The organism is Mesorhizobium sp. WSM4983 (assembly GCF_029625765.1).
Lineage (GTDB): Bacteria > Pseudomonadota > Alphaproteobacteria > Rhizobiales > Rhizobiaceae > Mesorhizobium.
On the sequence record NZ_JARTVM010000004.1, the window covers coordinates 178603 to 193148 of the forward strand.

Here is a 14546-nt window from a genome sequence, read left to right on the forward strand (position 1 = left end):
AAGAAAAGAGGGCCCGAGAGAAAAAGGGCCCGCGCCTTCCAGAGGAATGCGCGGGCCGAAGCTGGAGTAGCCATTCGATAAACGCGCAGCCGGCCTGCCGGTTGCGTCAGGCGGATCAGCCGCCGTTGGCCGGAGCCGGGGCCGGAGCCGGTGCGGCCGGTGCGGGTGCCGGCGTCGTCGACGGTGCCGCAGGCGTCTCCACCTTGGGCGCCTCGACCTTCGGCGCATCGAGCTTCACATTGACATCCGTCGATCCGCCACCGCCGGTGCGGCCACCGACATTGATGATGCCGGTAAAGAACAGCAGGGCCACGATCGCGATGATGGCAAGAACGATCGCCACTGCTGTGCCGGCGCCGCCCCCGCCACTGGTGTTTACAACTGTAGGTCTGTCGGCCATGGTTTCCTCTCCTTTGCCGATTGGGATGTCGTGGCAACGGCGCCAAAGCTGGAATGTTCCTGCTTTCGGGCCACGGTCCCTTGTCAGGCGGGACCTGAGGCCGCACCTTTGAGCGCAGAGGTCCGAATGGGCGATTTCTGGAAACAAGTAGGCCCACAACTCATTGTGGCACAACCGTCGAGTAACGTCCCTTCATCGGCGGTTTGAAAGTGGAGTTGCCCGCCATTTCCTGCGATGTGGCGGGCAACTCCCACAATCCCGCAGTCTGCCGAGATTCGCGAACCTGTTCGCCGCGCTTTTGCCGGTCGATCCAAACGACCACAGGCGTGCGCGACGTACTTTTAAGCCCTGCCTGCCGCTTCGCTCGATCTCAGCGCGGGCCGCCCAGGCTGTCGCCAAATCATGATGCACCACTCCGAGCGGAACCCGGCCGCCTGTCACGCCGTTGACTTCCGCGAAGGGATCCTGTGGGCGGAGGCCGCCATGGACAGCTTCGAACTGATCGATCTTCTCTGCGTCGTCGACGCCTGCGCCAGCGATGGCGCGGCTGGGCGCCTTGTTTCAATGTCGAGAGCCGTCGAGGAACTGCGCGTCTTGACCGGTGACTTCGTCTCGTCCGATGAAGCGGCGGCGAACGCGTTGAGCCAGGTGGCGCTGCAGCGCGGCTGCGCGGTGTTGTTCGACGAACAGCCCGGCGCCGATATCGTCGGCGAGTACTGATTTCCCCTTGAGGCAGAGCGGCGCTATTTCACCAGGGTGATCATCCTGCCGGCATACATCTCGCGATTGCCGAGCTCGGCCGCGCAGTCCGATTTCACCGCCGAGTTTCCGGTCATGCCTACGGTATTGCCGACCAGCCGCAGGCAATTGCCCTGCGCGTTCATGTCCGAATTGCCGGCATAGGAGATCGCCGCGTCGGGGGCATAGATGAAGCCGCTGACCACCGAGCCGGATCCGCCGTTGATCGTCAGCGCCGAGGTGTTGCCCTTGGCCTGGAAGATAGTGATGCCCGCATAGGGGCCACTGGTCGGCGGCGAGAGGTTCACCTGCTCATTGGCATTGATGTAGAGCTGCGAGCCTTCCATCAGGAAGATCGTCACGCCCTGGCCGGTGAGGCTACCGTTGCCGCCGGGCTTTATGGTGACATTGCGCAGGATGTAGACGCCCGGATTAAGCGTGATCTTTCCTGACCAGGTCTTGTCGCAATAGGTGCCGGGCGAAAGCGTGACCGTCTTGCCGTTCGGCATCGATTGGCACATGCCGTAAGCGGGCGGGGTGACATTGGCCAACGGGTCGAACGATGCGTACTGGTTTTCGAGCGGTGCGTCGCACGAGAGTGTTGCGTTGGGCGGCGTTATCCCCGAGGTCGAGCCGACCGTCGAGACGCATGCCGCGCTGAGCAGGGCCGAGCCGCCGCGGTCGATGGCGTCGGCCGCGTCCGAGTTTGCGGCGATCACGCAGCCGTTCATCGCGACATTGGTCGAGCCCTGCAGGTTGACGGCGGAGCCGACATGCGGATCGAGCGCCAGAACGCACGCTTGCGCCCCGGGTTTGACCTCGACGGAGGCGGAGCGGGTCGCCTGCCAGGCCGGCGCGCCGCTGATGAAAGCCGCACGGCTGATGCTCGACGACAGGGCGATGGTGTAGCCGCTCGGATCGCCGCTGGCCGCTGCCTGGAAGGCCCCGACGCTGCCCGAATATTCGCCGGCATCGGCGACGCTCAGATTGGCTGAGAAGAAAGTCAGGCCGAGCTGGCGCACATCGCCGGCCGACATGGTCGGTTGGTATTTCGTGCCCACCGCCAGCCCGGCTGCGTCCAGCGAGTTCTGCAGTTGCGCCGCGTCGTCGCTCGTGCCGGCCACATCGACGGCGCCGGCCACGACAAGCATCAGCGGCACCATGGCGATTGCGGTCGCCAGCGCGAAATTGCCGCGCGTCGAAGCCCAGAACCGTCTGATCATGGCAGCACCCCTCGCCGGAAACGGCAGAGACACTACTCCAGCCGTCTCTACGACCGATTTCCGAAAAAGATAAAATGCAGCAAAAGCTAAAATCGCTGATTTATCCGCAGCTTGACCTAACGTCCTATATAGAGTGGGACCTAAGTCTGAGTCGCGGCCGCGCAGGACGGTAAATATGCATACAAGGGTCTGAAAATCGCAAGTCGAGGAAAAAAATTAGCCATTCGTTTATCGCCGGGTGTTGAACGTGGTGGCTGGGATAGCTTGGGCGCGCTCGGCCATGAACACATTCGGTCGGATTTTCAGACAGTTCGTCTCCCGCCGCCTGCGACGCGGCGAGAGCGGCAATGTTGCGACGATCTTCGCGCTCACCCTGCCGATCGTCGTCGGCGGGGCTGGGCTCGGCGTCGAGACGTCCTACTGGTACTATTCGAGCCTGAAACTACAGGCGGGGGCGGATGCGGCCGCCTATGCCGCCGCGTTGGAGAAAGTCGCCGGATCCGACAAGCCCACGATCGTGGCGGCCGCGACGCAGTCGGTCGCCTCGAACGCATTGGCCGCAGCAACCGTCGTCGTCAATGACCCGCCGACCTCGGGGCCGAACACCGCCAAGAAAGCTGTCGAGGTGATCCTGACCCAACAGTTGGACCGGCTGTTCACCCAGATCTTCACGCAGGGCAAGGTGTCGGAGAAGGCGAGGGCGGTGGCGCTCATCACCGAAGGCTCCAATGCCTGCGTGCTGGCGCTCAGCAAGTCGGCTGGCCAGGCGGCGCTCTTTTCCGGCAGCACAAGCGTCAAGCTCAAGGGCTGCTCGGTCATGTCGAATTCGATCGCCAACGACGCCATCAAGGTGCAGGGATCGGCGGGGCTCCAGGCCGATTGCCTGATCTCGGTCGGCGGCATGGTGCTGAACAATCCGGTGACAACTGACCCCGTGAACTGCAAGGCCCCGATCACCCAGGCCCTGCCGGCATCCGACCCCTTTGCCAACCTGCCGGCACCCGCCGTCAGCAACCAATGCCAGAACGGCAACAAGACGGTGCTGAGTCCCGGGACTTACTGCAACAACCTGAGCCTCAGCGGCAACGTAACGCTTTCTCCCGGCGTGTATGTCCTCCAGGGCAATCTCAAGATAAACGCCAACGCCATCATCCAGGGCAACGGCGTGACCATCTATATGGCCGGCAGCAGCACCGTCAGTATGAACGGCAACGCCACGGTGACGCTGAGCGCGCAAACCTCTGGCCCTTATTCCGGCGTGCTGTTCTACGGCGACAGGACGGGCACCGCGGCGCAGAGCACCTTCAACGGTACAGCGAACTCGCTTCTGACCGGCGCCATCTACTTCCCAAGGCAGCAGGTCAACTATCTCGGCAATTTCTCGGGCCAGAACGGCTGCACCCAGGTCGTGGCCGACACAGTTCAATGGTCCGGAAATTCGACCATCAACCAGGACTGCACGGCCTACGGCATGGGGGGCATCCCGGCCGCCCCATCCGTGCGGCTCGTCGAGTAGCAATCATGGTGCCGCTGGCGATCCGCTTCCACAAAAACCGGTGCGGCGCGGCAGCGGTGGAGTTCGCGCTTGTGCTGCCGGTGCTGGTTGCCGTTCTCTTCGGCGTTGCCGACGGTTGGTCCTACGTCACCAACTCGCTCGCGATGCGGGCCGGCGTGAAGACGGCAGCCAATCTTGTGCTGGCCGGCGCCACCGACGAGAGCGCTACCCAGACCATCCAGAGCATTGCGCTCGCGAGCTGGGAAAAGAAGCCCGACGATGCGGCGGTAATCGTGAGCCGCAAATATATGTGCGGGGCAACGGAGGTCGCGTCAAGCTCCACTCCGTGCGCCGGATCGAGCATTCCATCGATCTACATCTACATACAGGCGTCGGGCACCTGGACTCCGCCTTTCACCTTCGGCGTCTTCCCGGGCAATAGCGCGCTCAGCCATCAGCAGGTGGTCCGTGTCCGCTAAGCAAAAAACCAGGCTGTTTGCCAGCAACGCCTCTGGCGGCGCCGCGATCGAGTTCGCGCTGATCGTGCCTTTCCTGATCATGCTTCTGTTCGGCATCTTCGCCTTCGGCTGGTCGATGAACAACGAGTCCAGCGTGCGCTATGCGCTCGAAGCCTCGGCGCGCTCCCTGCAGCTCGACAGGACGCTGACCCAGGCTCAGATCCAGACGATCGCGACGCAGAAACTACAGGCGCTCGGCTTGCAGAACGTGACAGTTACGATCACCACCGACCCGCCGAGCGGCGGCTTCAAGATGGCGCATGTCAGCGCCAGCTATGCCTTCGTCATCAACTTTCCCTATTTCAGCGATTTTCCGATCAATTACTCGACCACTGTCACCGTGCCGCTGATCAACAGCTGAAGCACGTCTCCCCAAAGTGGGACTTCGTTTCGGGTCAAAGCCAGGGCTAAGCTTAACAAGCTGTGTGGGCCGAAAGATTGCGACACGCTTCAGGGCATGCCGAGGAAGAATATATAAGTATATATCTGGGATTGGCCGCAAAGCGGGATAAGAACACCTCGGTAGCGCGCCCCAAGCGCTGGTGGCATCACCGCTCCCGCGGGTTGCCCGAAACGATGCCGCGCACGTCCGAAAATCGCCTTTATAAACAGGCGTCTTGTACTCCTCGACGGACGCTGGCCGCATAGCGTTGGGCCCATGGTCCGACGGGAGGTGGGCCTTCATTGTTCCAGAGGGCGGACCTGGCCTTAGCCCATTTATTTACGCAATAATTTCAGCAAGTTAACAGGTGTTCAGCAGGATTTCCGGAGCTGCTTCTCGGGATACTCTCTTGCCGCCACCGAATTTGTTTAAAAGTTACTCCAAGCCGTTAGGGAAATCTCATATGACGCGATCTAGCGGTTGGGCATTGGTGGCGATTCACCTGCGGAGAAACATGATGACAATCCGGAAAACACTTTTGGCTTCGCTTGCCATTCTGGCGCTCGCGGCTGCTCCCGCACTCGCCGGAGCCGGCGGCAATGGCGGTGGCAACGGCAATGGCGGCAGCCATGGCGGCGGCAACGGCAATGGCGGCGGTAACGGCAATGGCGGCGGTAATGGCAACGGCGGCGGCAACGGCGGCGGCAAGGGCCAAAGCAGCAACAGCGGCGCCTCGCACGGCAAGTCGGCATCGGCAAAGGCCGCCAAGTCGCAGGTCGACGATGCAACCGATGACGACACGACGGACGATACCACTACGGCCGCCACCCCGAAGGAGAAGAACATCCATGCCAAGCTCGGCCGGCTGAACTCGCTCCAGCGCAACATCAATGCCTACATGAATTCCAAGAGCAAGAAGTTCGCGGGCATTCAGGCTTATGTGACCCAGGCCGCCGTAGCCCAGAACGCGCAGGCCAAGCTTGACGCGGCAAACGCGAAGCTGGCCGCCGACCAGGCCCAGCTCGGCACGCTCACCCAACAGCTCGCCGACCTCAATGCAACAGACACGACCAACATGACGGCCGAGGAAAAGGCGGCTTTCGATGCGCAGGTTGCCGACGTTCAGGCGCAGATCGACGCCCAGAACGCCGCGATCGCCGCTGACACCCAGGCGGTCACGGATGCCCAGGCCGCGGTGACCGCTAACCCTGCCCCCGATGACGCCACGCTCGACGCCGCCCTGCAGGACATGGCCAACAAGCCGGTCGATCAGGAGGTGACGGACTGGGCCAAGGACGTGCTGGCCGACAAGATCGACCAGGCGGCCGCGGCGACGTCCACGCCATAAGGCACACGCGGCGAAGCTGCCGCAGTGGAGTGCATGCATGCCGCCGGGGCGACCCGGCGGCATTTTTGTTTGGCTTGACGGCAATGCATTCGCACACGGCAACAGACCAAGTGAGGCCAGGGGGAATTCTGGTTGCGGCGAGCAGAAACGCCACGCCGAGGCACAGGCGGAGTTCAAAAAAAGGCTCGCCGTTGAGGCGAGCCCAAAAGTAGCAAAAGCCGAGGTGGTCAGACGGCTTCTACCCGCGTCCGAAGGTTAACATGCGGGGGTGTACCGACCGAATAACATTAGTTAAGGAATAGCTAAAAATTCACGGCGTCCGCATCGCTGGAAGCCTTTCGTCGGTTTTGGTCGGCGTTGTGCCACGTGTTTGAAACGGTGGCAGAACCGACGGCGGTGACGCAGACCGGGTAGTCGAAAATCGGCGCGCCGAAAACGAGTTTGACCGGGAGCTGCGTGGTCAGCTCCCGGCCCCCGGTTGCCACCCCCGAGATCTCGCTGTGAATGTCGTACTACGATATAAAAGCCGGCGTTGGAATGGGAACGGGCAATTTCTTTTGCGAGCCGCCCTGCATTGGGGAAAACAACTGCAGGCCCGGGAGCGCTGCCCCGCCGCCGCCGACCTTGCGAGTCTTTTTGCCTCGCCTGACGCTGTGCGCAATGCACACCAAAACTTCGCTGTCGTGTGGCTAATATGCATTGCGGTGTGTAGACTTAGCGGGTGAGGGATTTCACAGGGCATTGGGAGGACAACAAAATGCCACGGGTTTCGGAGCTTTTCTTCAAGACGGCCATCATCTTTCTCATCCTGGGCATAGCCGCGGGGTTGCAGATGGCGATTTCGGGCGACCACGGCGCCTTCCCGGCGCACGCCCACATCAACCTTCTCGGCTGGGTGACCAGCGCGATCTTCGGCGGTTACTACGCGCTCAATCCGGCCAAGGCCGAGCGCCGCATCGCCATGATCCACTACGGTCTCTACACGGTTGGCCTCGTGATCATGCTGCCGGCGCTCTACTGGATGCTGGCCGCAGGCCATCCGGAGATCGAGCCGGTCGTGGCGATCGGCTCGCTGATCGTCGCCGCCGCGGTGCTGACCTTTGCCTTCATCGTCTTCTCGTCCGCAGAGACGGTGCGCTCGGCCACGGTCGCTCCGGCGCAGTAACGGTGCACCCAACAGCGCGTCGCCTGAACCGGCCCAGTGCGACGCGCTCAATTGCTCGATCGCACGCGGCCAAGATCGGCCGAAGCGCCTCTTCGTGTCCTGTGTGGCGGAGCAGGGAGCGAAGCGACGCGGCGCAAACTGCAGGCCGTAAGCTCAGAGCGTTACGACGGTGCAGGATTCTGCCGCGCTGCGTTCCTCGACGAGGTCACAGCGTGGGTTCTCGGGTCTTTGCTCCGCTTCGCGTCGCTACGCCCAACGATGACGGCGTTGGGGCTTCGGCCGGACGCTGAGCCGCCTTACGGCAGCAGCCTCGGGAACAGCCGCGAGATCAGCGCGTGGACGATGCCGTCGCGCTCGAAGGGGCCGGGCAGCTTGGCGGGGGCGCCGGCGTCGCGCGCCTTGCTCTCGTCCGTGGCCCGGCCTTCGGCTTGCACGAGCCACAGCACGGCCACGAAGTAGCCTGCCTGCAGCACCACGCCCGCCAGGAACGTCCAGCCAAGCGACTGCCAGACGGACCCGGTGGACATGAAGGTCCAGCCGAGAACCACCAGAAGCGTTGCCGTCATTCCCACAAGAAACTGCGGAAAATACATTTGCCCAACCGAGCGCCGCGACCAGTTAGGGTCTTCGACGATCTCGCCCATTGCTCTACCCATTTTGACCCTTGCACCTTTTCCGCCAGGATCGCAAGACTTCACGCAGACCCCTTGCCATAGGTCTTAATTCCGGCCCGCCGAAGGACCTACGCCTGAGGAACCCAGCCGAGGCCGATTCCGTTCCCTCGCGGAACAATGATCAGGAGTGGCTAATGGACGGCAGCGTCTACGAGGCGCGCTGGCTTGTTGCGCCTGCAACGCGCATCGTCTTCGCCGCTGCCGCAATGCTGCTGAGCTGACGCCCTCTGACGATCGCCGCAGTGCCCGCCCGCCGAGCACGTCCCTTCATCGGCGGGAGGCCGGCCTCTCCGCCTTTCCGCGAAAGGAGTGGAGGGTTAGCTCTGACTCCCATTTCGGCCGGATCACGTCGCGGCCGGCTAGGGGCTGGCCCACCGGCTATCGGGATTGGGCCTTGGCTGCACCATTCTTGTATCGAAGGCGTCGGGCAGGCGAACGTGCGCCAGTGCCCTGACCGATCCCGTTCTCAGGGCATCCGGCGGCAAGAGGATGACCATCTTGGCCTCGCGATCCGGCCAGAGTGGTCTGCCGCCGGTGAAGAACACAAGCGCCACAACGCAGATCAGAAGAACGGCGGCGAACAGGTTCGCAATGATCTCTCCGAGTTGCATGCAGCACCCCCCAAAAGGAGCACCCGCCGCATCGCAGGTAGCGGCGGGTGCAACAGCAACCGACGATGAAGGGACCTATGCTCGCCAGTCATGACTCCAACAAGATAACTGCCTGTATGTTTCGAGAGGGGGACCAATGCCCTGCCAAACCAGACCTCAGTCCGACGGCTGTGTTGCGGCGAGGGCGGGCGATAAGGCTTGGACGGGGCTGCCCCGGCCTCGGGAAGGGGCGTTTGCGCCCGCGGCTGAAGCGACATAAGAAAAGCCCGCCATGCCATGCGGCACGGCAGGCCTCCTGTCTGAAATGCTGTCTGGATCAGGCCTCCAGGATCACGACGATCTTGTAGGTGTCCGGATCCACGATCACGATGCGCCCGTCGGCCAGCACGAAATACATATAGGTTTCGTAAGCCGGGACGATCTTGACGATGCGGGCCGGCAGGCGATGCAGCCGGATCTTTTGCCGCGGAACCTCGACGCCGATCGAGATGTCGAAGCTGACATCGCGAACCGGTTGGACGTTGGTCTCGCGGATGATCTGCGTGATCTGCGTCCGCTGCTCGACCGTCACATTGGTGATCGAGGCCGTCTTGTCCTGGTCGGTCTGGACGTTGCCCTGAGCGTTCTGCTCAGTGGTCGTACCGGTCTTGCCCTGAGCGTTCTGCTCGGTCTGCATCTTGGTGGTGCCCTGGGCGTTCTGGTCGGTGGTGGTGCCGGTCTTGCCCTGAGCATTCTGCTCGGTCTGCACCTTTGTGTTGCTGTCAGCATTCTGTTCGGTGCTGGTGCCGGTCTTGTCCTGGGCCTGCTGTTTCTTCTTCAGCGTGGTATTGTCCTGAGCGTTCTGCTCAGTCTTTGTGTCGGCCTTGCCCTGCGCCTGCTGCTTCTTCTTCAGCTGCGTATTGTCCTCGGCGTTCTGCTCGGTGCTGGCGCCAGCCTCGCCCTGGGCATTCTGCTCAGTCTTCATCTTGGTGGTGCCCTGGGCATTCTGCTCGGTCTGAGACTTCATCTTGCCTTGGGCCTGCTCGCCAGCCTTGCCGCCCTTCGGGCAGTCGGCCTGGCCGGCGGCACAACTATCGCCGCCGCTCGGCTGCACGGACTCGGTCTGCGCCATCGCGGCGCCGCAACCAACGCCGAGCGCGATCATGCTCGTGATCAGAAGATGCTTCATCTGATTTCTCCTCGGAAAGTCGGTCCCTTCGTTGGTTTAACACGACTTGGAAGGCATTGTTCCGAGATTGTTTTGCCAAGCGGCGGCGGCGTTCTTACGCCGGCGGATGCGCGGAATTTTGCAGGAACAAGCCGCGGTCCTCGGCGTTAGGACGGTGCCGATCGGCTGTGGAAATCGCAGGCGCAGCAGAGGAGGCGATTGACCACACAAAGGAGACGACCATGAAAATGCACATCACCACCGCCGCCGCGGCCCTCCTGCTTCTCGCCGGCGCTGGCGCCGTCGCTGCGCAGGACACCGTCGTGATCGCGCCCGAGCAGGAAACCGTCATCAAGGAATATGTGCAAAAGCAGCCGCTGGCTTCGGTGAAGGTTCCCGGCATCGAGCTGAACATCGGCAGCACGCTTCCCGAGACGGTCGAACTGCACGAGGTGCCGAACGTCAAATATCGCTATGTCGTGGTCGATAACCGGACTGTGATCGTCGACCCCGGCACGCGCAAGATCATCAAGGTGCTCAATTAACCGATAGCGTAATCGGCCGAACGGATGGCCCGCCGCCGGTCACGGCGGCGGGCGGTTAACGGAAAATTATTAATTTACGATATGCTAACGGAACCTTTGACCCACACCCAAGTTGGGCGCTTTGGGTCAAATCTGTCTCATAGGCAACACAAACCAGTGGCAGAAACAAACCTGTCTCATAGGCAACACAAACCGGTGGCAGAAAGCAGAATCGGGCGGCGGCGAACAGGCATGGGCAGGGGCGAGGAGGACTAGTTAACATGTCGAAACGAGAAATCGGAACATCCCGCTCGCTCGGGATGCGCGTCGCCGAGTTGCGGGCCAGGATGGAAGACGCCCACATCACCGCACATGAAATAAAGACCTTCCAGAAGGTCGCGGCCATAATGGGGGGCGGCGATGGCTCCCTACGCATCGATGCGGACGATCTGATCGCCGCATCTTTCCTCACCGAGTCGTGCGAAGCTTCGCTGAACTGACAGCCGTCATCGATGTCGCCTGGCTGCCGTCCAGCACTGGGCGGCAGTGAGCGGCGCTACGCCGCTTGGCGCGACAAAAGCCTTCGGCCGCGAGGGCTTTTTCGATGATGCTTGGTTCGATAAGCCCGATCCTAAGGCCCGGACTTCAGCAGCCTGTCACGCCAGCGGCCATTGCCGGCGCTGCTGGCTTATGCTCCTGGCCTTGAGACGTCTGATCTTGGCTTCACGTAGCGCGGTGACCGGGTCGACGCCGGTCCACAGAATGCCGGCCTTCTGAGCGAATGCCACGAAGGCCTGCCGCGCTTCCCCAAGTTTCCTCTCGCCTGTCCGCGCTGCCTCGCAGGTCTGCACGGCCGCGGCATAACAGTCGCCGCGCATCGCCGGCGGCCATTCTTTGAGGAAATTCTGCATCGCCGCCAGGGAAGCGATCTCGCGCTTGAAACCGGCCCCGACTGCGATCGCCACCGGCGCGCGGAGCGGCATGTCGCTTGTGATGTGAACTGCAGTCATGGCGGGCCTTTGCTGGTCGAATTTATTCAATTCAAACAATGCGAAGCTGCCCCGGCGGTTCCGCCGGCAACAATCAATTAGGCGCCGCAGACGGAACAAGACCCCAATGCACGCGTTTGCCCCGGGAGCTCCTATGTTCGACCTGCCAGGTTTCCGCGACGGCGGAGGCGGGCGGAGCTCGCCAACACAACAGGAGACTTATGATGAAACGCACCCTTATTCCTGCTGTTGCCGGCCTTGCTCTGATCGCCGGCGTAGGCTTTGCCGCTGCGGACCAGATCATCGTCACGCCGGAGCAGCAGACTGTCGTCAAGGAATATGTCCACAAGCACCCGATCGCCTCGGTCAACATACTGGGGCTGGAACTGGGCGTCGGCTCGACGGTGCCTGACACGGTCGAGCTGCGGGAGGTGCCGGACGTTCAGTACAGATATGCCGTGGTCAACGATCGCACTGTCCTGATCGATCCTGGTACACGCAGGGTCATCCACGTCATCGAGTGATTACGCTTACGAGCCCCGATCCTCCCGCCATGCCGGCGGGGGGATGCCGGCTCCTAGGAAGGAGTCGCAGCCATGCATCACCCCCATGTCGAATCAGTCGACTGTGCAAAGGCGGTCGACCAGCTTCTGGCCGAACGCCGCACTGGCCTCTTATCGATGAAGGAAGCGATTGGCCTGCTGCGCAGGCGCACCGGAACCGAACGCTCTGACGCCGATTTAGCCGCATTGATTACAAAGAAGGCGGCGTATCTGGGCGTTGCGATCGTCTCCGACGTGCACTGAATCGCTGCCGAAGTTCAGGCACCTACGCGTCGATGCGCAAGACGCCACCGGAAAATTCAGCTAATGTTTCCGTCGGGGAGCGGCCCCACTCAAAGGAGGCGACAGTGACGGACGACAAGCAGGAACGCATTCGCCGGCGGGCGCACGAGATCTGGGAGCAGGCCGGCCGGCCAGAAGGCGCGCATATGGAGCACTGGGACCAGGCGGCCGCCGAGATCGACGCCGAAGTAAAGCCGAAGTCCAAGGCCGCGCCCAAAAAGACGGCCGCCGCCAAGCCGAAGTCGGCCAAGGCCGAAACGCCCGCCAAAGGCCCCGCCAAGGCCAAGGCTCCTGCCAAGCCGAAAGCCAAGACCTGACCCCAGCGGCCGTTCCGCCGCTGCCATCCGCACAATCGAAATGTAGCAAGCCCGCGCCCGAAGATTTAGGGCGCGGAGGTGGAGGCTAAACGGCTATCGCCTCCCTTGCTTTCTGGCGTATTGCGCAACGGCGCAGAGGAAAGCCAGCGCGGCGGTATCGCAGGCCGCCCGCGACGGCGACGGACCCTTGGCAAAAAGCACCGCGTCCGCGATCGGGATCGTCAGCCCATGCTTCCTGGCGAATGAGGTGACTTCGTAAGGCTGATCGTCGGCTGGTGCGCCGATGTCGATTTGCTGGTCTATCAAACGAGTTCCTCCCTGGTACGCGACTATGCCTTCCTTCGCCCGAAAGGAATTAACTACCGGCCGCTCGCCCGCGTCCACCAATTGGCAATTGTGTGAAACGATACATTTGTCGAGGTGCATCCGAAGGTTGCAAAATGGAATCTCTGCACCCGGCGCGGGCGGAAACCATTCCGTCGCCGCGCTCCTTCGCGCCCCTCTGGTTTCGTCGCGTTTGGTGGTTCTTCCTCCGCGAAGAAGGAAGACATCTCACTCCCAGGCATCGCTCGATTTTGCGAAGCGCACGCCCGCCGCAGTCATCGCGCACTCGCATTCGCTGACCAGCCTGAGGTTCCTCAAATATCGCGCGATCGTTTCGGGCAGCCAGGCCTCGCAGGCTTCGACATAGGCGCGGCCGTGCACCAGCGTGCCGGTCGAAAGCCGGTCGTCCTTCTCCGCGATCACCTTCAGATATTGCCGGATGAAGCGGACGTCGTCGGCGATGTCCTGGCTGGCCATGCGCCACGCGCCGGCCAGGCGTTCGCGCTCGGCGAGCGGCAAAGGCGAGAGCAATGGGCGGGAAAGGTCGGCGAAAGCGGCATGGTTCGCGGTGTTCAAGGATATCCCCTCAACGAAGGGCAATATCGTACTTTATGTACGAAAAGTAATCAAGCGCCTTTCGTACAATTTGAACGATAATTCACTTTGACCGCATCATGAAACCGTCGAGCTCGATGCGCGCTTCGTCGAGCGCCTTGCCGAGGACCAGGTCCACCACCTCGCGCCTGTCCGGCTGAAGCAGTTGCAAGCCTTTGCGCAGCGCCTCACGCCATGCTTCGCCCCGGTTCCACGCTTCCGCGAAGGCATGGGCGAGGTCGTCTCGCCGACGCGTATTCTCGAGCGCCTCGACCAGCAGGCTAGCTTGATGCAGGTCCTTCTCCCGCTTGGCGGCAGCGCTTCGCTCGCGTCGCGCCGCGACGATCAGCTTGTGGACCGCAAAGCGTTCGGGCGAGGGGACCAGCACCGGCACGCCGGAGCGGTGGAGCAGCACTGCCCGCACCGGGTCGCGGATCAGGAAATCGAGGAAGCGCAAGGGCTGCGCCGAGGCGCCGCCCAGCGACGGCATCGGGCTGGCATGGTCGGCATGCTCGTCGCTGCCTCGGTTCGGGGTGAGGAGTTCTATGCGATAGCGCGAAGCATTCTCGAACTGCGTCGTGCGCCCCGCATCGGTTCGGTGCGGGATTTCCCGGAATGTCGGGTCGACCGCCTTCAGCACCTCGATGAGCGGCGGCATGCTGTCGTCGACTTCGGCCGAGACGGAATGGAACTGGGCAAAGTCGGCATCGCCGGTCTGCAGCGCGGCTCCTGGCAGTTTGACGCCGAGATGCCCTGCATAGGTCTGGAAGGCGACGGTGCCGACGAGCACCGCGCGCAGGCGGAAGAGCCCGGCCTTTTCCAGCGCCTCGACGACGTCGCCATTGAAAGCATCGGGCCCCGCCAGGCCGGCGTCGCGAACCAACGTGGAGACCAGCTTGCGGCGAGCTCTGAGATCGTCCTTGATCTCCTTGAAGGCCGCGACCCTTTTGGCGATCTCGGGATCTTCCGCCGGGCCGACATAGCGCCTGGACTTTTGCGGCCGCGTCTCTTCGAAATACCAGTAGTCGCGGCCTTTCACCGGCACGCGCACGAAATTGCCTGCCGTCGAGAAATCGGTCTCGAAGGAGGCATCCAGGCTGCGCTGCACCAGCTCGGCATAGAGGGTACGATAGGCAAGATCGATGGTCTTCATGGCCGCTCCCGGGCGTGCGCAGCGTTATAAGAAACCTGCAGTTTTCTTATAACTGGGCCTTATTCGGCGAGATTTCAAGAGCGTTATAAGAAACTGGTA

The 14546-nt window shown here is 62.3% G+C and carries 20 protein-coding genes; 11 read left to right on the top strand and 9 right to left on the bottom strand.

What is annotated here, in order from left to right; all coding sequences use genetic code 11:
• Nucleotides 1-115 precede the first annotated feature (115 nt).
• Nucleotides 116-400, bottom strand: coding sequence for a hypothetical protein (locus P9254_RS14825; protein ID WP_067001023.1), 285 nt, complete (start codon nt 398-400; stop codon nt 116-118).
• A 483-nt stretch (nt 401-883) separates the two neighbouring features.
• On the opposite strand from P9254_RS14825, the gene P9254_RS14830 reads away from it, so the two are divergent.
• On the top strand, nt 884-1120 hold the full coding sequence (locus tag P9254_RS14830; RefSeq protein WP_067001071.1) for a hypothetical protein: 237 nt from the start codon (nt 884-886) through the stop codon (nt 1118-1120).
• 23 nt (nt 1121-1143) lie between these two features.
• On the opposite strand, the gene P9254_RS14835 is transcribed toward P9254_RS14830, so the two are convergent.
• Nucleotides 1144-2361, bottom strand: coding sequence for a TadE/TadG family type IV pilus assembly protein (locus tag P9254_RS14835; protein WP_278056739.1), 1218 nt, complete (start codon nt 2359-2361; stop codon nt 1144-1146).
• A 280-nt stretch (nt 2362-2641) separates the two neighbouring features.
• On the opposite strand from P9254_RS14835, the gene P9254_RS14840 reads away from it, so the two are divergent.
• The 5 genes from P9254_RS14840 (at nt 2642) to P9254_RS14860 (ending at nt 7269) form a co-directional block, all read left to right on the top strand.
• Nucleotides 2642-3877, top strand: a complete 1236-nt coding sequence (locus tag P9254_RS14840) for a pilus assembly protein TadG-related protein (protein ID WP_127240499.1) — start codon at nt 2642-2644, stop codon at nt 3875-3877.
• A gap of 5 nt (nt 3878-3882) precedes the next feature.
• Nucleotides 3883-4335 carry a TadE/TadG family type IV pilus assembly protein gene (locus P9254_RS14845; protein WP_278056744.1) on the top strand — a complete coding sequence of 151 codons (453 nt, stop codon included), beginning with the start codon at nt 3883-3885 and terminating at the stop codon, nt 4333-4335.
• Complete coding sequence (locus P9254_RS14850; RefSeq protein ID WP_278056746.1) at nt 4325-4735, top strand: TadE/TadG family type IV pilus assembly protein; 411 nt, start codon at nt 4325-4327, stop codon at nt 4733-4735. The genes P9254_RS14845 and P9254_RS14850 overlap by 11 nt, the downstream gene beginning before the upstream one ends.
• 430 nt (nt 4736-5165) lie before the next feature.
• The gene (locus P9254_RS14855) at nt 5166-6104 is read left to right on the top strand and encodes a hypothetical protein (protein ID WP_164896086.1); all 939 of its coding nucleotides are present in this window, start codon (nt 5166-5168) and stop codon (nt 6102-6104) included.
• A gap of 757 nt (nt 6105-6861) precedes the next feature.
• The gene (locus P9254_RS14860) at nt 6862-7269 is read left to right on the top strand and encodes a hypothetical protein (RefSeq protein ID WP_127240495.1); all 408 of its coding nucleotides are present in this window, start codon (nt 6862-6864) and stop codon (nt 7267-7269) included.
• Nucleotides 7270-7565: 296 nt separating this feature from the next.
• Here the strand turns inward: P9254_RS14860 and P9254_RS14865 are convergent, their stop codons facing one another.
• The 3 genes from P9254_RS14865 to P9254_RS14875 form a co-directional block, all read right to left on the bottom strand.
• Nucleotides 7566-7913 (bottom strand): hypothetical protein, encoded by a 348-nt coding sequence (locus P9254_RS14865; RefSeq protein ID WP_278056748.1) that lies wholly within the window; start codon nt 7911-7913, stop codon nt 7566-7568.
• 389 nt (nt 7914-8302) lie between these two features.
• Nucleotides 8303-8554, bottom strand: a complete 252-nt coding sequence (locus tag P9254_RS14870; RefSeq protein WP_127246733.1) for a polymerase — start codon at nt 8552-8554, stop codon at nt 8303-8305.
• Between the two features lie 316 nt (nt 8555-8870).
• Nucleotides 8871-9722, bottom strand: coding sequence for a DUF1236 domain-containing protein (locus P9254_RS14875; protein WP_095824574.1), 852 nt, complete (start codon nt 9720-9722; stop codon nt 8871-8873).
• Between the two features lie 221 nt (nt 9723-9943).
• Here P9254_RS14875 and P9254_RS14880 point away from each other — a divergent pair, with 221 nt between their 5' ends.
• Together P9254_RS14880 and P9254_RS14885 are read left to right on the top strand one after the other, a co-directional pair.
• On the top strand, nt 9944-10246 hold the full coding sequence (locus P9254_RS14880; RefSeq protein WP_067001081.1) for a DUF1236 domain-containing protein: 303 nt from the start codon (nt 9944-9946) through the stop codon (nt 10244-10246).
• A 260-nt stretch (nt 10247-10506) separates the two neighbouring features.
• Nucleotides 10507-10725 (top strand): hypothetical protein, encoded by a 219-nt coding sequence (locus P9254_RS14885; protein ID WP_067001044.1) that lies wholly within the window; start codon nt 10507-10509, stop codon nt 10723-10725.
• A 156-nt stretch (nt 10726-10881) separates the two neighbouring features.
• Here the strand turns inward: P9254_RS14885 and P9254_RS14890 are convergent, their stop codons facing one another.
• The gene (locus tag P9254_RS14890) at nt 10882-11235 is read right to left on the bottom strand and encodes a DUF982 domain-containing protein (protein ID WP_245322363.1); all 354 of its coding nucleotides are present in this window, start codon (nt 11233-11235) and stop codon (nt 10882-10884) included.
• 203 nt (nt 11236-11438) lie between these two features.
• Between P9254_RS14890 and P9254_RS14895 the strand changes: the two genes are divergently transcribed.
• The 3 genes from P9254_RS14895 (at nt 11439) to P9254_RS14905 (ending at nt 12376) form a co-directional block, all read left to right on the top strand.
• Nucleotides 11439-11738, top strand: a complete 300-nt coding sequence (locus tag P9254_RS14895; RefSeq protein WP_067001089.1) for a DUF1236 domain-containing protein — start codon at nt 11439-11441, stop codon at nt 11736-11738.
• A 72-nt stretch (nt 11739-11810) separates the two neighbouring features.
• Nucleotides 11811-12020 (top strand): hypothetical protein, encoded by a 210-nt coding sequence (locus P9254_RS14900; RefSeq protein WP_067001047.1) that lies wholly within the window; start codon nt 11811-11813, stop codon nt 12018-12020.
• A 104-nt stretch (nt 12021-12124) separates the two neighbouring features.
• Nucleotides 12125-12376, top strand: a complete 252-nt coding sequence (locus P9254_RS14905; RefSeq protein WP_278056750.1) for a DUF2934 domain-containing protein — start codon at nt 12125-12127, stop codon at nt 12374-12376.
• Between the two features lie 93 nt (nt 12377-12469).
• On the opposite strand, the gene P9254_RS14910 is transcribed toward P9254_RS14905, so the two are convergent.
• From P9254_RS14910 to P9254_RS14920, 3 genes are all read right to left on the bottom strand, one after another.
• Nucleotides 12470-12802, bottom strand: a complete 333-nt coding sequence (locus tag P9254_RS14910) for a hypothetical protein (RefSeq protein ID WP_082980647.1) — start codon at nt 12800-12802, stop codon at nt 12470-12472.
• A 126-nt stretch (nt 12803-12928) separates the two neighbouring features.
• Nucleotides 12929-13276 (bottom strand): hypothetical protein, encoded by a 348-nt coding sequence (locus P9254_RS14915; RefSeq protein ID WP_278056751.1) that lies wholly within the window; start codon nt 13274-13276, stop codon nt 12929-12931.
• A gap of 82 nt (nt 13277-13358) precedes the next feature.
• Nucleotides 13359-14447, bottom strand: a complete 1089-nt coding sequence (locus tag P9254_RS14920) for a nucleotidyltransferase family protein (RefSeq protein ID WP_278056753.1) — start codon at nt 14445-14447, stop codon at nt 13359-13361.
• Nucleotides 14448-14546 lie beyond the last annotated feature (99 nt).

Bases quoted from the DNA above. Each gene is read 5' to 3' on its own strand.
- P9254_RS14920 (WP_278056753.1), bottom strand. From the start codon at position 14,447: ATGAAGACCATCGATCTTGCCTATCGTACCCTCTATGCCGAGCTGGTG.
- P9254_RS14860 (WP_127240495.1), top strand. From the start codon at position 6,862: ATGCCACGGGTTTCGGAGCTTTTCTTCAAGACGGCCATCATCTTTCTC.
- P9254_RS14835 (WP_278056739.1), bottom strand. From the start codon at position 2,361: ATGATCAGACGGTTCTGGGCTTCGACGCGCGGCAATTTCGCGCTGGCG.
- P9254_RS14890 (WP_245322363.1), bottom strand. From the start codon at position 11,235: ATGACTGCAGTTCACATCACAAGCGACATGCCGCTCCGCGCGCCGGTG.
- P9254_RS14895 (WP_067001089.1), top strand. From the start codon at position 11,439: ATGAAACGCACCCTTATTCCTGCTGTTGCCGGCCTTGCTCTGATCGCC.
- P9254_RS14865 (WP_278056748.1), bottom strand. From the start codon at position 7,913: ATGGGCGAGATCGTCGAAGACCCTAACTGGTCGCGGCGCTCGGTTGGG.
- P9254_RS14825 (WP_067001023.1), bottom strand. From the start codon at position 400: ATGGCCGACAGACCTACAGTTGTAAACACCAGTGGCGGGGGCGGCGCC.
- P9254_RS14900 (WP_067001047.1), top strand. From the start codon at position 11,811: ATGCATCACCCCCATGTCGAATCAGTCGACTGTGCAAAGGCGGTCGAC.
- P9254_RS14830 (WP_067001071.1), top strand. From the start codon at position 884: ATGGACAGCTTCGAACTGATCGATCTTCTCTGCGTCGTCGACGCCTGC.
- P9254_RS14880 (WP_067001081.1), top strand. From the start codon at position 9,944: ATGAAAATGCACATCACCACCGCCGCCGCGGCCCTCCTGCTTCTCGCC.
- P9254_RS14840 (WP_127240499.1), top strand. From the start codon at position 2,642: ATGAACACATTCGGTCGGATTTTCAGACAGTTCGTCTCCCGCCGCCTG.
- P9254_RS14885 (WP_067001044.1), top strand. From the start codon at position 10,507: ATGTCGAAACGAGAAATCGGAACATCCCGCTCGCTCGGGATGCGCGTC.
- P9254_RS14845 (WP_278056744.1), top strand. From the start codon at position 3,883: ATGGTGCCGCTGGCGATCCGCTTCCACAAAAACCGGTGCGGCGCGGCA.
- P9254_RS14875 (WP_095824574.1), bottom strand. From the start codon at position 9,722: ATGAAGCATCTTCTGATCACGAGCATGATCGCGCTCGGCGTTGGTTGC.
- P9254_RS14910 (WP_082980647.1), bottom strand. From the start codon at position 12,802: ATGCACCTCGACAAATGTATCGTTTCACACAATTGCCAATTGGTGGAC.
- P9254_RS14870 (WP_127246733.1), bottom strand. From the start codon at position 8,554: ATGCAACTCGGAGAGATCATTGCGAACCTGTTCGCCGCCGTTCTTCTG.